Origin of the sequence: Serratia sp. CY83965, assembly GCF_052166375.1 — a bacterium.
Taxonomy (GTDB): domain Bacteria; phylum Pseudomonadota; class Gammaproteobacteria; order Enterobacterales; family Enterobacteriaceae; genus Serratia; species Serratia marcescens.
This window is the reverse complement of sequence record NZ_JBJNOV010000010.1, coordinates 381,632-402,657: the sequence shown is the minus strand read 5'-3', so window position 1 is coordinate 402,657 and position 21,026 is coordinate 381,632. Positions and strand designations below refer to the sequence as shown.

Here is a 21,026-nt window from a genome sequence, read left to right as displayed (position 1 = left end):
TCTGTGGCCGCCGCCAGGCGGCGATGCGGCCAGGCTATCGATTAAAATTTGATGCAGCAGGCGCCCTGTTCGGCGCCGGACAGCTGGCTGCGCAGCGCGCCGAACAGCTCGCGGCCGCAGCCGATGTGTTCCGCGCTCAGATCGGGTTGGCATGGCGTGCGCCGGGCCAGTTCGTCGGCGTCGACCAGCACCTGCAGCTCGCCGCTGCGGCCGTTGACGCGGATCGGATCGCCGTCGCGCACTTTCGCCAGCAGGCCGCCGGTATAGGCTTCCGGGGTGACGTGGATGGCGGAAGGCACCTTGCCAGAGGCGCCGGACAGGCGGCCGTCGGTCACCAGCGCCACTTTGAAGCCGCGATCCATCAGCACGCCCAGCGGCGGCATCAGCTTGTGCAGCTCGGGCATGCCGTTGGCCTGCGGCCCCTGGAAACGCACCACCACCACACAATCGCGATCCAGCTTGCCGGCTTCGAACGCCGGCACGATGTCGTGCTGGCTGTCGAACACTACCGCCGGCGCTTCGATGATCTGGTTGTCGGCGGGCACCGCCGAGGTTTTCATCACCGCGCGGCCCAGGTTGCCGGCCATCACTTTGGTGCCGCCGTGATGTTCAAACGGCTGAGTGACGCTGGCGATCACGCTGGCGTCGAGCGAGCCGGCCACGCCTTCGCGCCACACCAGTTGGCCGTTGTCCAACCACGGTTCCTGGGTGTAGCGGCGCAGGCCGAAACCGGCCACGGTGTGCACGTCTTCGTGCAGCAGGCCGTGTTGCAGCAGTTCGCGCACCACCAGCGGCACGCCGCCGGCGGCCTGGAATTGGTTGATGTCGGCCGGGCCGTTCGGGTAGATGCGGCACAGCAGCGGCACCGCCTCCGATAGCTCCGAGAAATCGTCCCAGGTGATGATGATGCCCGCCGCGCGCGCCATCGCCACCAGATGCATGGTCAGGTTGGTGGAGCCGCCGGTGGCCAGCAGCGAGACGATGCCGTTCACCACCACTTTCTCGTCCACCAGGCGGCCGATCGGCAGGTAGTTGCCGGCGGTATCGGTCAGTCGGGTCACCTGGCGCGCGGCGGCGTCGTTCAGCGCGTCGCGCAGCGGCGTGTCAGGATGGACGAAGGAGGCACCCGGCAGATGCAGGCCCATCACTTCCATCACCATCTGGTTGGTGTTGGCGGTGCCGTAGAAGGTGCAGGTGCCGATGCCGTGATAAGAGGCTGCCTCGGCCTCCAGCAGCGCCAGGCGGTCAGCCTTGCCTTCGGCGTACAGCTGGCGTACGCGCACCTTTTCCTTGTTCGGCAGGCCGCTGCTCATCGGGCCGGCCGGCACGAACAGCGCGGGCAGGTGGCCGAAGGAGAGGGCGGCCATCACCAGCCCCGGTACGATCTTGTCGCAGATGCCGAGGAACAGCGCGCCGTCGAACATATTGTGCGACAGGCCGACGGCGGCCGACATGGCGATCACGTCGCGGCTCATCAACGACAGCTCCATGCCGTCCTGCCCCTGCGTCACGCCGTCGCACATCGCCGGCACGCCGCCGGCCACCTGGCCCACGGCGCCGACCGCCTTCAGCGCCTGCTTCAGCCGCTGCGGGTAGTGTTCGTACGGCTGGTGGGCCGACAGCATGTCGTTGTAGGCGGTGATGATGGCGATATCGCTGCGCACCATGTTTTTCAGCGACGCCTTGTCATCGGGCTGACAGGCGGCGAAGCCGTGGGCCAGGTTGCCGCAGGCCAGCTGCGCGCGGTGGACGGTTTGGGCGCGGGCCGCCTCGATACGCGCCAGATAGGCGGCGCGGCTAGCCTGGGAACGGTCGATGATGCGCTGTGTGACACGGGACAAGGTTGGATTAATCATGCCTTCCTCACATTGCTGTTGTTATAGTCGCCGCCTGTGGCGGTGCCCCCGGGGGTGATTTGCAGCCCTGGTGTGCAAGGCCGGGGGCGATTTGGGATTTAAAACATCGTGAATGCAATCATGCCGATGGCGCCGCCGACGCTGCCCAGAATGGTTTCCATCACCGTCCAGGTTTTCAGCGTTTGCAGTTCGTTGGCGCCGGTGAATTTGCCGAACAGCCAGAAGCCGGCGTCGTTGACGTGGCTCAGCACGATGGAGCCGCCGGCGATGCAGATGGCCAGCGCGGCCAGTTGCCCGCCGCTGAGCCCGAGCTGGCTGGTGACCGGCAGCACCAGGCCGACGGTGGTCAGGCAGGCGACGGTGGCCGAGCCCTGAATCACCCGCACCATGGCGGACAGCGCGAACGCGGCTACGGCGATCGGCAGGCCGGCGCCGATCATGGCGTCACCCAGCGCCGGCCCGACGCCGGAATCCACCAGGATCTGCTTGAACACCCCGCCGGCGCCGGTCATCAGCAGGATGATCCCGGCCGGCTGCACCGCGGCGGAGCAGATGGCCAGGGTCTGTTCGTTGCTCATGCCGCGCGGTTTCGCCAGACCGTAAATCACGATCAGGCAGGCCAGCAGGATGGCGGTGAACGGGTGGCCGATAAACTCCAGCCACTGCTGCAGCTGCGAGCCGGGGGTGACCAGCCGCGCGCCGATAGTCTTCATGCCGACCAGCACCAGCGGGCACAGCACCAGCGCCAGGCTAAAGCCGAACGACGGCAGATTGCCCTTGGTCAGCGTCGGTTCGTTCTCTTCCGGCGGCATTGGCCAGTTGACGAAGCGGCTGATAAAGCTGCCGTACAGCGGGCCGGCGATCAGCATGCCGATCACCGCCGCCACCAGGCCGATGGCGATCATCCAGCCGAAGTCGGCCTTCATCTGCGACGCCAGCAGCATCGGCACCGGCCCCGGCAGCAGGAAGGACGCGGCGGCGGCTACGCCGGCGAACAGCGGGATGGCCAGCTTGACGATATTGCCGTCGGTGCGGCGCGCCACGGCGAACACGATGCCGATCAGCAGCACCACCGCCACGTCGAAGAACAGCGGCAGCGCGCAGATCAGGCCGGCGATGCCGAGCGCGTAGTGCGCCTTGCTTTGTCCGAATCGTTTCAGCAATTGCGCCGCAATTTGATCGAGCGCGCCGACCTCATGCAGGATCTTGCCGAACATCGCCCCGAGCGCCACCACGATCGCCAGGAAGCCCAGTGTGTCGCCCATGCCTTTCTGCATGGTGTCGGCGATGTGTTCCAGCGGCATGCCGGAGAAAATGCCGGCGGCGATGGACACCAGCATCAGCGCGACGAAGGCGTGCATGCGCGCCTTCATCACCAGGAATAACAGCAGTAAAACCGAGCCGACTGCGGTACCGACCAGCGTTACGGTACTCACGCGCACACGTCCTGCGGCAGGAAGCTCTGGATATGGCGCACGGTATCGGCGATCACCGCGTCCAGCGGCTGATTGATGTCGATCGCCATCACGTCGTTCTCGTCGGCGCCCGGCTGCTCCAGCGCGGCGAACTGGGTGACCAGCATCTGCGGCTTGAAGAAGTGGCCGTTGCGCGCCGCCAGGCGGGATTCGATCACCGGGAACTCGCCGTGCAGATAGATGAATGACAGGTTGCCGTTGCCGGCGCGCAGGCGGTCGCGATACTGCTTTTTCAACGCCGAGCAGACGATGATCGACACGTTGTTAGTGCGTTGCATGGCGAAGGCGGCGTCGTTGAGCGCGGCCAGCCACGGCGCGCGATCGTCGTCGTTCAACGCCTCGCCGGCGGCCATCTTCAGGATGTTGCTGCGCGGGTGCAGGAAGTCGCCGTCGAGGAAGCCGGCGGAGAGTTGGCGGGCCGCGGCGGCGGCGACGGCGGACTTGCCGCTGCCGGAAACGCCCATAACGACGTAAATGCGATTTTGATTGTTGGTCATGGCTTGGCTCCAAAACACCGGGTGACGTTACCTTCGTTCAGCTTGATTGTTACCGGTAACATGTTATCGGTAACATTGTCGAAGGAAGTTTGAGCGGTTGCAATGGGCTTTAGCCGTGAGGATCGTTAACTGTGATCGGCTTCAAGCTTTTTGCCTGTGTGCTAAACAGGATGCCGACAGCCTGTTACATGCTGACAACAGAGCATGGCAGGGAAGCAGGGGCGCGCTGGGGCGCCCCTCAGATGGGCTGGATCAGCGCACGCCACCGTAGGCCAGGCTGATCTCTTTGGCCGCATGGATCACCAGCGCGCCCAGCTCGATCACGCGATCGTCGGTAATGCGCGACACCGGGCCGGAGATGGAAATGGCGGCGAAGGCTTCGCGGTGCTCGTCGAAGATGCAGGCCGCCACGCAGCGCAGGCCGAGCGCGTGCTCTTCGTCGTCAAAGGAGAAGCCCTGTTTGCGGATCTGCGCCAGCCCCTCTTTCAGGTTGTGCGGCGTCAGGGTGTGCGGCGTGTAGGTGTGCATGCCTTTCTTGTGCAACAGTTTGGTCACCTGATCGTCCGGCAGGGTGGCGAGGAACGCTTTGCCGGCGCCGGAGGCGTGCATCGGCAGTTTGCCGCCGATCGGCGCCGACATGCGCATCAGCGCCGTACACTGCACCTGATCGATGATGATCGCTTGGTACTCGCTGGTATCCAGCACCGCCAGGTTGACGGTTTCGCCGGACTCTTCCATCAGGCGGCGCAGCGTCGGATGCACCATCGCCAGCAGGTTGCGGCTTTGCAGGAAGCTGCTGCCGACCACAAAAGCGTGCGAGCCGATGGTCCACAGGCCGAGATCGCCGACCTGGCGCACGAATCCCTGCTGCTGCATGGTGGTGAGCAGGCGGTGAGTGGTGGAGTTCGGCAGGCCGGCCTGCTGGGCCAGATCGGTCAGCGCCACGTTGCCCTGGGCTTCCGAAATGTATTCCAACAGTTTCAGGCCACGGGTCAACGATTGTACCTGACCGGTCGCCGCACTGGCGGCGGGGGCTGCTGCGCGGGGCTTCTTGCCGCGCTTGGCGGGAGCAGGGGTGGCCATGGGTGAGATTCCTTTTTCCGTATGATGGAATTCATTTTCGTTTTTTGTCGATGAATTGCAAGCCGCCGTCAGCTCATCGGAGGTGTTGGCGCACAACCTGAAAAACTCTCAATTGTCGCCTGGCCCTTTGTCCTTACAAGCTGTGCTAGGATGACTCGTTGGTGTTTGCGGCAGTTGAGCAATGGGCTGGATGGCAATGGAAGGGGTTACAGTGACGAATCGAGTAGAACAACTGCGCCGCCAGTTAGCGCAGCGCATTTTGGTGTTGGACGGCGGCATGGGCACCATGATCCAGAGCTACCGTCTGGACGAGCGCGATTTCCGCGGTGAGCGTTTCGCCGACTGGCGCAGCGATCTGAAAGGCAATAACGATCTGCTGGTGCTGACCAAGCCGGAAGTGATCACCGCCATTCATTACGCCTATCTTGAGGCGGGCGCCGATATCCTTGAGACCAATACCTTCAACTCCACCTCCATCGCCATGGCCGACTACCACATGGAGTCGCTGTCCGCCGAGATTAACTATCAGGCCGCCTGCCTGGCGCGCGCCTGCGCCGACGAATGGACGGCGCGCACGCCGGAAAAACCGCGCTACGTCGCCGGGGTGTTGGGGCCGACCAACCGCACCGCGTCCATCTCGCCGAACGTCAACGATCCGGCGTTCCGCAACATCTCGTTCGATGAACTGGTGGCGGCGTACCGTGAATCGACCCGCGCGCTGGTGGAGGGCGGCGTCGATCTGATCATGATCGAAACCATCTTCGACACCCTCAACGCCAAGGCCGCCGCTTTTGCGGTGGAAACCGAATTCGAAGCGCTGGGGGTGGAACTGCCGATCATGATTTCCGGCACCATCACCGACGCCTCCGGCCGCACCCTGTCCGGCCAGACCACCGAAGCGTTTTACAATTCGCTGCGCCACGTCAAACCGCTGACCTTCGGCCTGAACTGCGCCCTGGGCCCGGACGAGCTGCGCCAGTACGTCGCCGAGCTGGCGCGCATCTCGGAGACCTATGTCACCGCGCATCCGAACGCCGGTTTGCCGAACGCCTTCGGCGAGTACGATCTGGATGCGGCCGAGATGGCGCGCCAGGTCGGGGAGTGGGCGCAGGCCGGCTTCCTCAATATCATCGGCGGCTGCTGCGGCACCACGCCGGAACATATCGCCGCGATGGCCAAGGCGGTCGAGGGCGTGCCGCCGCGCCGGCTGCCGGATATCCCGGTCGCCTGCCGCCTGGCCGGTCTGGAACCGCTGACCATCGACGCCAACACCCTGTTCGTCAACGTCGGCGAGCGCACCAACGTCACCGGTTCGGCGCGTTTCAAACGCTTGATCAAAGAAGAGAAATACAACGAGGCGCTCGACGTGGCGCGCCAGCAGGTCGAGAGCGGCGCGCAGATCATCGACATCAACATGGACGAGGGGATGCTCGACGCCGAAGCGGCGATGGTGCGCTTCCTCAACCTGATCGCCGGCGAGCCGGATATCGCCCGGGTGCCGATCATGATCGACTCCTCCAAGTGGTCCGTTATCGAGAAAGGCCTGAAGTGCATTCAGGGCAAGGGCATCGTCAACTCGATCTCGATGAAGGAGGGCGAAGAGGCCTTTATCCATCACGCCAAACTGGTGCGCCGCTACGGCGCCGCGGTGGTGGTGATGGCGTTCGACGAAGTGGGCCAGGCGGACACCCGCGAGCGCAAGTTCGAGATCTGTCGCCGCGCCTATAAAATTTTGACCGAACGCGTCGGCTTCCCGCCGGAAGACATCATTTTCGACCCGAACATCTTCGCCGTCGCCACCGGCATCGAAGAGCACAACAACTACGCCGTCGACTTTATCGAAGCCTGCGCCGACATCAAAACCCACCTGCCGCACGCGATGATCTCCGGCGGGGTGTCCAACGTGTCGTTCTCATTCCGCGGCAACGATCCGGTGCGTGAAGCAATCCACGCGGTATTCCTGTATCACGCCATTCGCAACGGCATGGACATGGGCATCGTCAACGCCGGGCAGCTGGCGATTTACGACGATCTGCCTGGCGAGCTGCGCGAGGCGGTAGAAGACGTGATCCTCAACCGTCGCGAGGACGGCACCGAACGCCTGCTGGAGCTGGCGGAAAAGTACCGCGGCAGCAAAGACGGCGAAGCGGCGGTGCAGCAGGCGGAGTGGCGCGGCTGGCCGGTGGAGAAGCGGCTGGAATATTCGCTGGTGAAGGGCATCACCGAGTTTATCGAGCTGGACACCGAAGACGCGCGGCAGCAGGCCGAACGCCCGATCGAAGTGATCGAAGGGCCGCTGATGGCAGGGATGAACGTGGTCGGCGATCTGTTCGGCGAGGGCAAGATGTTCCTGCCGCAGGTGGTGAAATCCGCCCGCGTGATGAAGCAGGCGGTGGCCTACCTGGAACCGTACATCGAGGCCAGCAAGCAGCAGGGCACCTCCGCGGGGAAAATCCTGTTGGCGACGGTGAAGGGCGACGTGCACGACATCGGCAAGAACATCGTCGGCGTGGTGCTGCAGTGCAACAACTATGAAATCGTCGATCTTGGCGTGATGGTGCCGACGGAGAAAATCCTGCGCACCGCGCGCGAGGAGAACGTCGACATCATCGGCCTGTCGGGGCTGATCACGCCGTCGCTGGACGAGATGGTCAACGTGGCCAAAGAGATGGAGCGCCAGGGCTTTACGCTGCCGCTGCTGATCGGCGGCGCCACCACCTCCAAGGCGCACACCGCGGTGAAAATCGAGCAGAACTACAGCGGCCCGACCACCTACGTGCAAAACGCCTCGCGCACCGTGGGCGTAGTGTCGGCGCTGCTGTCCGCCACCCAGCGCGACGAGTTTGTGGCGCGCACCCGCAAAGAGTATGAAACGGTGCGCATTCAACACGCGCGCAAAAAGCCGCGCACGCCGCCGGTCGATTTGCAGAAGGCGCGCGCCAACGCCATGGCGCTGGACTGGGCCGACTATCAGCCGCCGGCGCCGCGGCAGCTTGGCGTGTTTCCGGTGTCGGCCGGCATCGAGACGTTGCGCCACTATATCGACTGGACGCCGTTCTTCATGACCTGGTCGCTGGCGGGCAAATACCCGCGCATCCTCGAGGATGAGGTGGTGGGGGAAGAGGCCAAGCGCCTGTTCCACGACGCCAATCAGATGTTGGATCGGCTGGCGGCCGAGCGTAGCCTCAACCCGCGCGGCGTTTACGGTTTGTTCCCGGCCAACCGCGTCGGCGACGACGTGGAAGTGTACTGCGACGAACAGCGCGGCGAGGTGCTGGCGGTGAGTCGCCATCTGCGCCAGCAGACGGAAAAAACCGACTTCCCGAACTATTGTCTGGCGGACTTCGTGGCGCCGAAAAGCAGCGGCAAGGCTGACTACTTCGGTGCCTTCGCGGTGACCGGCGGGTTGGAGGAGGACGCGCTGGCCGCGGCGTACGATGCACAGCACGACGATTACAACAAAATCATGGTCAAGGCGCTGGCGGATCGTTTGGCGGAGGCTTTCGCCGAATACCTGCACGAACAGGTGCGCAAGTTGCACTGGGGTTATGCCGCCGACGAGAACCTGAGCAACGAGGAACTGATCCGCGAAAACTATCAGGGCATCCGGCCGGCGCCGGGCTACCCGGCCTGCCCGGAGCACACCGAAAAAGCGACCATCTGGCAGCTGCTGGACGTCAACCGCCACACCGGCATGGAACTGACGGAGTCCTTCGCCATGTGGCCGGGGGCGGCGGTGTCCGGCTGGTACTTCAGCCATCCTGAGAGCAAGTACTTCGCGGTGGCGCAGATCCAGCGCGATCAGGTGGAAGACTATGCGGCGCGTAAAGGGATGAGCGTGAGCGAGGTCGAACGCTGGCTGGCGCCAAACCTCGGCTACGACGCCGACTGACTTTCCTCTTTAAGGGCGCAGCGATGCGCCCTTGTCATTTACAGCGCTTCCACATCGATGTGCAGCGCGTCGTACCGCCAATACTCCAGGTCGCAATCGATCACCCGGTCATGTTGATCGCGATTCACCCGCGTAATGAACAGCGCCGGGCTGCCGTAGGTCACCTTCAGCATGGCGGCGGCCTGCTGCGGCAGCAGGGTAGGCAGCATGTCGAAACGCACCCGGCCGTAGTGAATGCCGTAGCGCGCGGCGTACAGCGCGGTCAGCGACTGGGTCAGATCTTCGTCCAGAATACCGGGGAAATAGGCCGGATTGAGGTAGTGCTCGCAGTACAGCACCGCACGTCCGTCGATGTAGCGCAGCCGACGAATGCGATAGGCCTCGGCGCCGGAGGGCAGCGCCAGGCGGCCGGCCAGCGGCGCGTCGAGCGTGACGACCGCGCTGTCGATCGCTTCGGTATGCGCGGCGCGCCCCTGCTGCTGCGCCATGGCGTGAAAATGGCTGCGCTGCAGCGGATTGTAGATCAAACGTGGCGGCGAGATGAACCAGCCGCGTCGCACCTGGCGGTAGATGACGCCCTGCGCCTCCAACTGGCCGAGCGCCTCCTGCAGGGTAATGCGGGTGGTGGCGAATTGCTCGCTCAGGGCGCGTTCGGAGGGCAGCTTGCCGCCCACGGCGAACTCGCCGGCGGTGATGCGGGCGTGCAGCGTTTGGCAGATGGTGGCGACGGTCGTCGGTGCTTCACTCATACAGTGGGTGTCCCGTTTCAGTGCGTTTGGCCTTTAAGGTAGACCAGCGTCGCGTTTTCGCCGTTGCAATGGGTGATAAAACTGTCGCTTTTTTAAGCTGACATATAATTATCACATTCGTCCGTTAGATTGGTTTGGTCCTTGCTGGACTAGTCCAGCCCTCCCCACACTACCACCTGGAGCATCAGTTATGAAACGTTTGTGCGCTTCTGTGTTAACCAGTGCCATCGTGTTATCCAGCCAGATGAGCTGGGCCGCGGATACCGATCTGGCGGCGCTGGAGCAGGCCGCGAAGAAAGAAGGCGAAGTCAACAGCGTCGGCATGCCGGACAGCTGGGCCAACTGGAAAGGCACCTGGCAAGATCTGTTGAGCAAGTACGGCCTGAAGCATGTCGATACCGACATGAGCTCCGCGCAGGAGATCGCCAAATTCGATGCGGAAAAGAACAACGCCACGGCGGACATTGGTGACGTCGGCGCGGCCTTCGGCCCGGTGGCGGTACAGAAGGGCGTGACGCAGCCGTACAAACCTTCTACCTGGGATCAGGTGCCGGATTGGGCGAAAGACAAAGACGGCCACTGGGCGCTGGCTTATACCGGCACCATCGCCTTTATCATCAACAAACAGCAGGTGAAAGACATCCCGCACAGCTGGGCCGATCTGCTGAAGGGTAACTATCAGGTCACCATCGGCGACGTCGGCACCGCGTCGCAGGCGGCCAGCGGCGTGCTGGCGGCCACCTACGCCATGGGCGGCAACGAGAAAAACCTCAAGCCGGGCCTGGAATTCTTCGGCAAGCTGGCCAAGGCCGGCCGACTGAGCCTGAGTAACCCGGTGATCGCATCGCTGGAGAAAGGGGAAGTGCAGGTTGGCGTGGTGTGGGACTTCAACGGCCTGAACTACCGCGACCAGATCGACAAAACCCGTTTTGAAGTGCTGATCCCGTCGGACGGCTCGATCACCTCCGGCTACACCACCATCATCAACAAATACGCCAAGCACCCGAACGCCGCCAAACTGGCGCGCGAATACATCTTCTCCGACGCCGGCCAGATCAACCTGGCGCGCGGCTATGCGCGTCCGATCCGCGCCGAGCATCTGACGCTGCCGGACGACGTCAAGGCCAAGCTGCTGCCGGCCGAGCAGTACAAGAATGCGCACCCGATCGCCGATCCGGCGGCCTGGGAACAGAGCGCCAAAGCGCTGCCGCGCCTGTGGCAGGAAAACGTCATTATGTTTATGCAGCAGTGAGTTAACGCACCATGAAAACGATCCTCGTGCTGCTGGACGGCCTCAACTACCGGGTGGCGCACGACGCCATGGGGTATCTGCAGGCCGAATGCGCGGCGGGACGCGGGCGGTTGTACCTGCTGGAGAGCGAGTTGCCCTCGCTCTCCCGGCCGCTGTATGAATGCATCCTCACCGGCGTCACGCCGGTGGAGAGCGGTGTGGTGCATAACCACGTCTCGCGCCTTTCTCATCAACAAAGCGTGTTTCATTACGCGCGCGCCGCCGGGCTGACCACCGCCGCCGCCGCGTATCATTGGTTCAGCGAATTGTATAACCGCACGCCGTTCGACGCCGCGCGCGACCGCCATACCGACGCCCCCGAGCTGCCTATCCAGCACGGGCATTTTTATTACGACGACGGCTATCCCGACAGCCATCTGTTCGACGACGCCGAAAGCCTGCGCCAGCGTCATCAGCCGGACTTCCTGCTGATCCACCCGATGAACATCGACGATGCCGGCCACCGCTTTGGCCTCTCTTCGCCGCAGTACCGCAACGCGGCGCGCCGCGCCGACGGTTCGCTGTCGCGTTACCTGCCCGAGTGGCTGGCGGCCGGTTATCAGGTGCTGGTTACCGCCGACCACGGCATGAACGACGATCGCAGCCACGGCGGGGTGTTGCCGGAAGAGCGCCAGGTGCCGCTGTTCGTATTCGGCGCGGGCTTCAGCCTGGATGACGCCGATCCGCAGCAAACCGAGCTGTGCGGCACGATCTGCGATCTGCTGCAGGCGCCGCACGACAAGCCGCGCTGCCGGGCGCTGCTGGCGCAGGATGCGCGATGAACAGCAAAACCAAATGGATCGCCGCGCTGTGCCTGCTGCCGTTTATCGTGCTGTTCGGCGCGTTTCAGATCGCCCCGCTGGTGTGGATCGCCGTTCACAGCTTTTTCAGCGAGAGCAGCGGCTGGGGATGGGGCAACTATGTCGATATCCTCACGTCGCCGTTCTACCTGCAGGCCTTTCAGTTCTCGCTGGAGATCTCGCTGTGGTCGAGCGTCTACGGCTTGCTGATTGCATTAGTGGGCAGTTACTCACTTCGCCAGCTCGGCCAGACCCGCTTTCATGACTTCGTGATGTCGTTCACCAACATGACCAGCAACTTCGCCGGGGTGCCGCTGGCGTTCGCCTTCGTCATTCTGCTGGGGTTGAACGGCTGCCTGACGCTGCTGCTGCGCAAATACGGTTTGATGGAGAGCTTCAACCTCTATTCGAAGAGCGGCCTGATCGTGCTGTATACCTACTTCCAGATCCCGCTCGGGGTGCTGCTGCTGTATCCGGCATTCGACGCGCTGCGCGCCGACTGGCGCGAATCGGCGGCGCTGCTTGGCGCCGGCCCCTGGCGCTACTGGCGGCATATCGGCCTGCCGGTGCTGGCGCCGGCGCTGATGGGCACCTTCGTCATCCTGCTGGCCAACGCGCTGGGCGCCTACGCCACGGTGTACGCGCTGACCACCGGCAACTTCAACGTGATCCCGATCCGCATCTCGGCGCTGGTGGCGGGGGACATTTCCCTCGATCCGAACCTGGCCAGCGCGTTGGCGATGCTGCTGGTGGTAATGATGGCGTTTATCACGGTGATCCACCAATGGATGCTGCGCAGGAGTTACCTCAATGCGCGCTCATAATCGGATGGAGAATGCTCATGTCGCGTGCTGAACGCCTCTATCACCGCACGGTGACCGGCCTGCTGCTGCTGATCCTGCTGCTGCCGCTGGCGGCGACGCTGATTTATGCGCTGGCCACCCAGTGGGGCGCCACCATTTTACCGGACGGCTTTACCCTGAAGTGGCTGACGGCGCTGTGGAGCGACCCGCGCTTTTTGCAGGCGCTGTGGCACTCGCTGCTGATCTGCTTCGGCACGCTGCTGCTGTCGGTGGTGGTGATCCTGCCGGCGATGTTTGTAATCGCTTACTACTTCCCTAGGCTTGACGCGGTGATGAATGTGCTGATTCTGCTGCCGTTCGCCGTGCCGCCGGTGGTGTCGGCGGTGGGGCTGATGCAGCTGTTCGCCGCCGATCCGCTGCCGCTGCTCGGCACTCCCTGGATTTTGGTGGGCTGTTATTTCACCATCGCGCTGCCGTTTATCTACCGGGCCATCAGCAACAACATGCAGGCGATCAACCTGCGCGATCTGATGGACGCCGCGCACCTGCTGGGTGCCAGCACCTGGCAGGCGGCGCTATGGGTGGTATTGCCGAACCTGCGCAAGGGCGGGACGATCGCCGTGCTGCTGTCGTTTTCGTTCCTGATCGGCGAGTTCGTGTTCGCCAACCTGCTGGTGGGCAGCCAGTATGAAACGCTGCAGGTCTACCTGTTCAACATGCGCAACGGCAGCGGGCATTTCACCAGCGCGCTGGTCATCTCTTATTTCGCCGTGGTGCTGCTCGTCACCTGGCTGGCGAACCTGCTGAATAAAAACAAGGGCTAACCCGATGGCTTATCTCAACGTCACCCGCCTGAACAAACACTATGGCCAGACCCAAGTGTTTCAGGATATCGATTTCACCGCCGAAGAGGGGGAGTTCGTCACCCTGCTGGGGCCTAGCGGCTGCGGCAAATCGACGCTGCTGCGCTGTCTGGCCGGCCTGACCCCGGTCGACAGCGGGCAAATTTTGCTGCAGGGCCAGGATCTGGTGCCGCTGGCGCCGCAAAAGCGCGGCATCGGCATGGTGTTTCAAAGTTATGCGCTGTTTCCCAATATGACGGTGGAAGGCAACGTGGCCTTCGGCCTGAAAATGCAGAAGCTGGCGGCCGGACAGATCGGACAGCGGGTGCAGGAGGCGCTGGCGCTGGTGGAGCTGAGCGATTTGGCGAAGCGCTATCCGCATCAGCTGTCGGGCGGCCAGTGTCAGCGCGTAGCGTTGGCGCGATCGCTGGTCACTCGCCCGCGTCTGCTGCTGCTCGACGAACCGCTGTCGGCGCTGGATGCGCGTATTCGCAAACACCTGCGCGAGCAGATCCGGCGCATTCAGCGCGAGCTGAACCTGACGGCGATCTTCGTCACCCACGATCAGGAAGAGGCGCTGACCCTGTCGGATCGCATCGTGCTGATGAACAAGGGGCAGATCGTGCAGAGCGGCGATGCGGAAACCCTGTATACCCAGCCGGCGGATGCCTTCGCCGCCGGGTTTATCGGCAACTACAACCTGCTGAGCGCCGAACAGGCCGGCCGCTTGACCGGGCGCAGCTATGTCGGCAAGGTGGCGATCCGCCCCGAATCGATCGGCCTGTTGCCGGCGGGACAGGGGATCGGCGGGGTGATCCTGGGTCACAGTTTGCTCGGGAATGTGGTACGGTATCGGATTCAGGTTTGCGAGGTAGAATTGCTGGTTGACGTGCTCAACCGTTCGGTGGCCGACCTGCGGCCCGACGGCGCGGAAATTGGGCTACACTTGGAACCTGTTGTATTGCGGGAAGTTGCATGACTTCGCAGCGCGGCGCCGGGGCCTTCTCGCCGCCGCATTAACCCTTCTCTTCTGCGGTCTGCCGCCCGCCCGCTGTCCTGCCAGACCCACGCCCGGCAGGCGGGACCGCGCGCTGTATCCGTCATCCTTTGGCTCGCCTCTCTGCGTCGCGTGACAAGCATCGGGTATCAGCCTCCTTTGGCCGGGCGTTAATGGAGCGTATCTTCCGTGCTGACCCTTCTTCACCTGCTTTCGTCCGTGGCGCTGTTGGTGTGGGGCACCCACATCGTGCGCACCGGGATCATGCGGGTTTACGGCGCCAATCTGCGGCGCGTGTTGAGCGACAGCGTTGAGAAAAAACCGCTGGCGTTCGTTTCCGGCATCGGCGTGACCGCGCTGGTGCAAAGCAGCAACGCCACCGCGCTGCTGGTGACCTCTTTCGTCGCACAGGGGCTGGTGGGGCTGGCGCCTGCGCTGGTGATCATGCTCGGCGCCGACGTCGGCACCGCGCTGATGGCGCGCGTGCTGACCTTCGATCTTTCCTGGCTGTCGCCGCTGCTGATCCTGGTCGGCGTCTTCCTGTTCCTCAGCCGCAAGCAGATGCGGATCGGCCAGATCGGACGCGTTCTGATCGGCCTCGGGCTGATCGTACTGGCGCTGGAGCTGATCGTGGCCGCCGCCACGCCGATCACCCAGGCGGCCGGGGTGAAAGTGCTGTTCTCATCGCTGACCGGCGATGTGATGCTGGACGCGCTGACCGGCGCGCTGTTCGCCATTGTCAGCTATTCCAGCCTGGCGGCGGTGCTGCTGACCGCTACCCTGACCGCCACCGGCGTGATTTCGCTGAAGGTGGCGCTCTGTCTGGTGATCGGCGCCAACCTCGGCAGCGGCCTGTTGGCGATGATCAACGCCAGCGGCCAGAACGCCGCGGGGCGGCGCGTGGCGCTCGGCAGCCTGCTGTTCAAGCTGGTGGGCTGCATACTGGTGCTGCCGTTCGTCTCCTATCTGGCGGATTTGATGGCTCAGCTGCCGGGCGGCAGCGAAGAGCTGGTGATCTATTTCCACGTGTTCTACAACCTGATCCGCTGCCTGGTGATGATCCCGCTGGCCGGGCCGATGGCGACGCTGTGCGAACGGCTGATCGTCGACGAAGCGGCCGACGATCCGCGCATGCGGCCGCGCCATCTTGACGCCAGCGCGCTGGACACGCCGACGCTGGCGTTGGCCAACGCGGCGCGTGAAACGCTGCGCATGGGCGACGTGGTGGAACACATGATGATCCTGCAACGTGAAGTGCTGCACGGTAAGCAGGGAGTCGATAAAGAGGTGCGGCGCCTCGACGATGACGTCGACGTGCTGTACACCGCCATCAAGCTGTATCTGGCGCAGATCCAGAAGGAAGATCTGGGCGAGGAAGACTCGCGCCGCTGGGCGGAAATCATCGAAATGGCGCTTAACCTGGAACAGGCGGGCGACATCATCGAGCGCATGGCCGGCGACGTGGGCGCCAAGTCGCACGCCGCGCGCCGCGCCTTCTCGGCGGAAGGGTTGGCGGAGCTGGACGGGCTGCACGAACGGCTGATCGGCAACCTGCGCCTGGGGCTGTCGGTGTTCCTGTCCGGCGACGTAACCAGCGCCAAACGCCTGCGCCGTTCCAAGCATCGCTTCCGCATTTTGGATCGCCGCTACGCGCATGCGCACGTCGATCGTTTGCACCAGCAAAACGTGCAGAGCATCGAGACCAGTTCACTGCATTTGGGATTGTTGGGGGACATGAAGCGCCTGAACTCGCTGTTTTGCGCCGTGGCTTACAACGTGTTGGATCAGGATGCCAAGGATGACGATCGCGACTGGGAAGATACCCCGAGCACGCTGTAAAAAAAAACGCCCCCGGAAAACCGGGGGCGTTGTGCAGGAAAGGCGCGTTATTTGCCGCTGAACACGCCGGCTTTGGCGTCCGCCTGCTGAGTTGAAGCATGGCCGCTGGCGAACGGAACGTTGCCGTCGACGCTTTGCTTCGCCGCGCCGCCTAACAGCCCGCCGACCGTGGCCGCCGCATCGACGCGGCCGCCGCCCTGATAGCGTTGGCCGTTGACGTCCTGCTGGCTGACCTGGCTGCCGCCCAGTTCCACCTTGCCTTGCTGGCTGCGGATCTCGCCGCCGGTCAGTTGGGTTTGGCCGCCGACCTGCAGCGCCACGCCGTTCTTGCCGGCAATCGCCGATTGCTCGCCGACCGCGTTGTTGTTCACCACGTCGGCATTGACCTTGAGGTGCCCCTGGCGACCGGCCGGACCGGTGATGCTGTCTTTCACCGCGCCGCCGACGGTGCGTGCGCCGCGATCCCACAGCGGGCCTTGCGGTTTTTCGCCGGCCGGCGTTGCCGGCAGCGTGACTTTGCCGTCGGCCTTGCTGAAGCTGACCGCGCCGGTGGTGTCCTGCTGCGGATCAAGGCGACGCGCCACGCTGTTGTACTTGTCGGTGGTGGCGTCGGCCACTTTGTTCACTCCGGCCTCCAGTTTCTCTTTCACCTTACCGGCGTAACGCGGTGTGCCGACCTTCGACAGCTTGGAGGTGATGCTGCTGCCCGGATCGTTGCTGTGGCTCAGACCGGCATCCACATCCACCTTCACACCGTTCTCAACGTCTTTGCGGCTTTCAACGCGCAGATCGCCGCCCACCTTGCCCTGGACGCTGTCGGCATCGACGCGCGCGCCGGCGAGACGGGTATCCTTGCCGCTGTTGAGCGCCACGTCGCCCGCGGTGATGCCGGTGTTGGCGTGGGTGGTTTTATCCTGCTGCTCCACGCCGACTTTCAGACCGGCGCCCAGCGTGTGGGTATCTTTGCCGGTGTTCGGATCGACCTTGCCGCCGGCGTCCTTGTTGAAGGTTTGGCCGCCTTTGGCGTTGGCTTTGATGCCCAGGCTCCAGTTGTCCTTATGCTGCTCGTTTTTGGCGGACTCCAGCAGGATGCCGCCGTTTTTCGCCTCGAGCGCGGCGCTGCCGCCGCTGACTTTGGCGCCCTGCAGATGCAGCGCGTCATCGCCTTTGCCGTTGGCGGACAGGGTGACCTTGCCGTCTGAGGCGATAGTGGCGCCCTGGCGCTCGGTCGCGGACTCATTGACTTTGGCGATGTCGAAGGCGCCGCCGGCGGAGAGGTTGCCGCCGGTTTTTTCCTTGCTGTCGCTGCTGCCGGCGCCCAGATCGATATTGCCGGACAGCTTGCTTTCCTTACGCGTTTGGGTCGATTCCGCCGCCTGCAGTGCGACCTGGTTGCCCGCGCTCAGAGTGACGTCGCCCCGGCTCTTGACGTCGGTGCCCTGCAGAGTCAGATCGCGGCCCGCCTTCAGCTCAACGCCCTGTTGGCCGCTGACGTTGCCGACCTGCGCGGTGCTGCTGCTGCTTTCGCCGTTATGGGTGCCGCCGCCGAACCCGGCGCCGAAGTTTTTACTGTCGGCGGTGAAACCGCCCTTGGCGGAGGCTTTGACGTTAAAGCCGCTGTGGCTTTCGCTCTGTTTGTCGCTGGCCTGATCAAGACGGATATCGCCGCCGGCGTTGACGGCGGTTTTTCCGCGGCCGCCGTTCAGCGCGGTGCCCTGATAGACCGCGTCTTTTTTCACGTTGACGTTGATGCCGTTGGCCGCGTCGATCGAGCCGGTCACCGCCTGGCTCGCGCTGCTGTTGCTGCGCTGAGTGCCGCCTTCACCCTTGGCGTCCACGGTCAGATCGCTGCCGGTGGTGGTGTAGACGCGCACGCCGGCGCTGCCGCGGGTGTCGCGGCTCTGCTCGTCCTGACGGTTTGCCGCGGCTTCGCTGCGGTGGCTGTCCGCCGTCAGGTTGACCGCGCCTTTGCTCGCCTGGTACTGCGTGCCCTGATCGCGCACTTCGCCTTTGGCGTTGATGTCGATACTGCCGGCTTGCACCGAGCTGACCACCGCCTGCGAGCTGCTGCTGCGTTTTTCGCTGCTGCCGCCCTGTGCGCCGATATCCAGGCCGACGTTAGGCGCGCCGATGCCGCCGATGTCGTTGATGACGCCGGTGGCGTCCAGCTTGGCCGCCTTGCCGACCGCGCGCTCGACCGGACGGGTCACGGCGCTGTAATCGACGTTGGCGCCGATGTTCACGCCGACGTCGGTTTTGGTGGTGGTGGTGCTGGCGGTGTCGGCGGCGGCAAGGTGATCGACGCCGGCGGCGTTTTCTTGATAGGCGCCGCCGACGCTGTGCTGCGCGCCTTGCTGGGTCAGCTTGTCGCGGGCGTTGATCGTCAGATTGCCTTTGACGTCGCTGCCGGACGTGATCGCCTTGCTGCTTTGCGCCTGAGTTTTGCTGTTCTCGTAGCCGGCTTCCACGCCGCTGCCGAGTTTGTCGATGCCGCCGGTGTAATAGAAACCGCCGCCGATCTTGGTTTGCTCGGTGTTTGAAGCCGTTTTGTCGTCGGCCGCCAGGAACGAAACCTTATTGCCGCTGACGCTGGCGTCGCCTTTGTCGGCGACCAATTTGGAGCCGCTGAAGGTCACGTCCTTCTCCGCCTTGAGCTTCACGCTGCCGCCGCTGAGGCTTGAGGCGCTATTCTCGGTGCGGGTGGTTTTCTCGCTGTCGCGGGTGTGCTCGATGCGCAAACCGGCGCGGTACTGCTTGTCGCCGGCTTCTTTGGCGTAGCCGTTAACGGTGAGCGCGGTCTTCTGCTCGTCGATGTTCTGCTGCCGCTCGGCGGCCTTGACGTTGATGTTGCCGGTCTTCGACTCGACGCTCAGCTCACCGCCGCTGGCGACCTGGCTGCCGATCACGTCGGCATCCTTGTGGCTGACCAGCGTCAGGTTGGTGTCGGACTTCAGCTCGCTGGCGGTGCTGCTCTGGTAGCTGTTGTCGGCCTTGTGCGAACTGCTGGTGATGTTGAAGGCGGTGCCGGTGCGCGCGTCGATTTTGTCCACGGTGGTGCTCAGCGCGTTGTCGATGCGCAGGCCGCCGTGGGTGGCGGTGACTTCGCCGCCTTTCTGACCGCGCGCCTTGCTGCCGGTAATGGTGACGCCTTGCTGACCGTTCAGGTGCAGGGTGCCGCCGCTGGTCAATTCGGAAGCGTGGCTGATCTCGCGGCGATTGCTGTTGTTCTTGTTGTCGCCGCCGCCGATGCCGCCCCAGGAGGTTTTGTCATCGCGCACCGCTTTGGCGTTGGCGGTTTTCAGCACCCCGACCTGGATCTGGTTGTCTGCATCGATCGTCAGATCGCGCTGGGCGTGAATCTTGGCGCCCTGAGTCGAGACATTGCGACCGGCTTTCAACGTCAGTTCGCCCTCGCTGCGCAGTTCGCTGGCCTTCAGGCTTTCGCTTTCGTCGCTGCTGCTCCATCTGCCGGTGCGCAGGCTGGAGGTGTGGTTGCGTTGGTAGCCGCGCTCGCTGGATTTGTCCTTCTCCACCAGCCCGGCAAGGTGTACGTCGCGCGCCGCTTTGACGCTCAGCGCGCGGTCGGCGCTGACGTTGGCGCCCAGCAGTTTCACGTCTTCCTGGGTGCTGATGAGTTTGGCGCTGCCGCTGGCGGCGACGGTGCTGCCCGCCTGCTGCAGTTGCTCGCGTTCGCGGGTAACGTCGTATTGCCAGGAGTAGAACCAGCGATCGTCGGTATGGCCTTGCGTCTGCTTCAACTGCTGGCCGTCGAGCGTCAGTTTGCCGCCCTGCAGCGTAATGTCTTCGCCGCGGATATCGGTGGCGGTGAGGTGCGCGTGATTATCCGCCACCAGGCTGATGTTCTTGCCTTTCAGTTCGGTGCGGGTCAGCTTCTGGCTGCTGCTGCGATCGTTGACGTAGATGCCGCCACGGTAATTTTGATAGTTATCGCCGCCGTTTTTGTTGCTGCTGGCGTCGTCGACGCGGCTTTCGCTGCGAATGTCGTAGGCCTTCACCTTGAGTTCATCGCCGGCGGTCAACGAGCCGGCCAGCTTCACGCCGCTGCCCTGCGCGGTGTTGATGATGTTGATGCGCCCGGCCTGCATGCTGCCGAGGTAGTAGCTGTCCAGCGCGGTCGGCATCTGTTGGCTAGCCTGCACCGTACCGTCGCGCGCCACACGGTTAAGGCCGCTGATGGCGTTGATCGTCGCCGAGGTCACTTTACCATTCGACTGTTTGAAATCTTGCACGATCACTTCGCCGCGGCTGTCGATCTTCGGCGCGATCAGGTCCAGTACGCCGCCGGCGTTCAGGGTGCCATTGAGGCTCAGAGTGTTGCGGTTGCCGAAGGTGCTGTAACCCTGCAGCACGCCGTTTTCCACCAGCGGGTTGCCGACCACCAGTGAGGAATGGCTGGTATTGATGAACCCGCAGCCCTGACAGCTGATGCCGTTCGGGTTGGCCAGCACGTAGTCGGCCGCCATGCCGAAGATCTCTTGCTGGCCATGCAGCAGAGACGGGTTGCGGCCGATCACTTCGTTGAGGATCACGCTGGCTTCGCGTCCGCCCAGATTGGGGTTGGCGCCCAGTTGGCCGGCCAGCTGCGACAGTCCCGCCTCGCGGGAGTTGTTCAGCACCGCGCCGGGCTGGTTGACGTTGAAGTCCTGATATTGGTTGTGCGACAGCCCGTTGCCGTTCGGCGCGACGATATCGACCACCTGCGCGCCGGTGGCGGCGGTGGAGACGCCGGGGCCGTTGGCGCCGTTGGCCGCAACGATCTCTGCGGCGTAGGCGCCGGCGGAAGCGGCGAGAATAATCGCCAGCGCAGCGGCCAGTTTGCCTGCCGCCGAAAGTCTGAAGTTATTATTTTTCATCCATGTCTCTCCGTATATTGCCGTGGGG

At 63.8% G+C, this 21,026-nt stretch carries 13 protein-coding genes; 7 read left to right on the top strand and 6 right to left on the bottom strand.

Annotation, left to right across the window (positions count from 1 at the left end; translation table 11 throughout):
- Positions 1-41: 41 nt before the first annotated feature.
- The 4 genes from edd to iclR all read right to left on the bottom strand — a co-directional run bounded on the left by edd (position 42) and on the right by iclR (position 4,911).
- Entirely contained in the window at positions 42-1,856 is a 1,815-nt protein-coding gene (gene edd, locus ACJ8PL_RS19700) for a phosphogluconate dehydratase (protein WP_033639249.1), read from the bottom strand.
- A gap of 98 nt (positions 1,857-1,954) precedes the next feature.
- Complete coding sequence (gene gntU, locus ACJ8PL_RS19695) at positions 1,955-3,292, bottom strand: gluconate transporter (protein WP_015379253.1); 1,338 nt, start codon at positions 3,290-3,292, stop codon at positions 1,955-1,957.
- Entirely contained in the window at positions 3,289-3,828 is a 540-nt protein-coding gene (gntK, locus tag ACJ8PL_RS19690; RefSeq protein WP_004936645.1) for a gluconokinase, read from the bottom strand. Before gntK ends, gntU begins: the two co-directional genes overlap by 4 nt.
- A 252-nt stretch (positions 3,829-4,080) precedes the next feature.
- Complete coding sequence (iclR, locus tag ACJ8PL_RS19685; RefSeq protein ID WP_004936648.1) at positions 4,081-4,911, bottom strand: glyoxylate bypass operon transcriptional repressor IclR; 831 nt, start codon at positions 4,909-4,911, stop codon at positions 4,081-4,083.
- 196 nt (positions 4,912-5,107) lie between these two features.
- Here iclR and metH point away from each other — a divergent pair, with 196 nt between their 5' ends.
- Positions 5,108-8,803 carry a methionine synthase gene (metH, locus tag ACJ8PL_RS19680; RefSeq protein ID WP_028127552.1) on the top strand — a complete coding sequence of 1,232 codons (3,696 nt, stop codon included), beginning with the start codon at positions 5,108-5,110 and terminating at the stop codon, positions 8,801-8,803.
- Between the two features lie 38 nt (positions 8,804-8,841).
- Here the strand turns inward: metH and ACJ8PL_RS19675 are convergent, their stop codons facing one another.
- Entirely contained in the window at positions 8,842-9,552 is a 711-nt protein-coding gene (locus ACJ8PL_RS19675; protein ID WP_004936656.1) for a UTRA domain-containing protein, read from the bottom strand.
- A 190-nt stretch (positions 9,553-9,742) separates the two neighbouring features.
- Here ACJ8PL_RS19675 and ACJ8PL_RS19670 point away from each other — a divergent pair, with 190 nt between their 5' ends.
- The 6 genes from ACJ8PL_RS19670 to ACJ8PL_RS19645 all read left to right on the top strand — a co-directional run bounded on the left by ACJ8PL_RS19670 (position 9,743) and on the right by ACJ8PL_RS19645 (position 16,124).
- Complete coding sequence (locus ACJ8PL_RS19670; RefSeq protein ID WP_016930300.1) at positions 9,743-10,804, top strand: ABC transporter substrate-binding protein; 1,062 nt, start codon at positions 9,743-9,745, stop codon at positions 10,802-10,804.
- A gap of 11 nt (positions 10,805-10,815) precedes the next feature.
- Positions 10,816-11,625 (top strand): alkaline phosphatase family protein, encoded by an 810-nt coding sequence (locus ACJ8PL_RS19665; RefSeq protein WP_016930299.1) that lies wholly within the window; start codon positions 10,816-10,818, stop codon positions 11,623-11,625.
- A complete protein-coding gene (locus tag ACJ8PL_RS19660) occupies positions 11,622-12,467 on the top strand; it encodes an ABC transporter permease (protein ID WP_016930298.1) in 846 nt (281 codons plus the stop codon). Before ACJ8PL_RS19665 ends, ACJ8PL_RS19660 begins: the two co-directional genes overlap by 4 nt.
- A 17-nt stretch (positions 12,468-12,484) precedes the next feature.
- A complete protein-coding gene (locus tag ACJ8PL_RS19655; RefSeq protein ID WP_033639254.1) occupies positions 12,485-13,270 on the top strand; it encodes an ABC transporter permease in 786 nt (261 codons plus the stop codon).
- Between the two features lie 4 nt (positions 13,271-13,274).
- On the top strand, positions 13,275-14,267 hold the full coding sequence (locus ACJ8PL_RS19650) for an ABC transporter ATP-binding protein (RefSeq protein ID WP_033651200.1): 993 nt from the start codon (positions 13,275-13,277) through the stop codon (positions 14,265-14,267).
- Between the two features lie 207 nt (positions 14,268-14,474).
- Positions 14,475-16,124, top strand: a complete 1,650-nt coding sequence (locus ACJ8PL_RS19645) for a Na/Pi cotransporter family protein (RefSeq protein WP_016930295.1) — start codon at positions 14,475-14,477, stop codon at positions 16,122-16,124.
- A 47-nt stretch (positions 16,125-16,171) separates the two neighbouring features.
- Here ACJ8PL_RS19645 and ACJ8PL_RS19640 read toward each other — a convergent pair whose 3' ends face one another.
- The gene (locus ACJ8PL_RS19640; protein ID WP_442531331.1) at positions 16,172-20,998 is read right to left on the bottom strand and encodes a hemagglutinin repeat-containing protein; all 4,827 of its coding nucleotides are present in this window, start codon (positions 20,996-20,998) and stop codon (positions 16,172-16,174) included.
- Between the last annotated feature and the right edge of the window lie 28 nt (positions 20,999-21,026).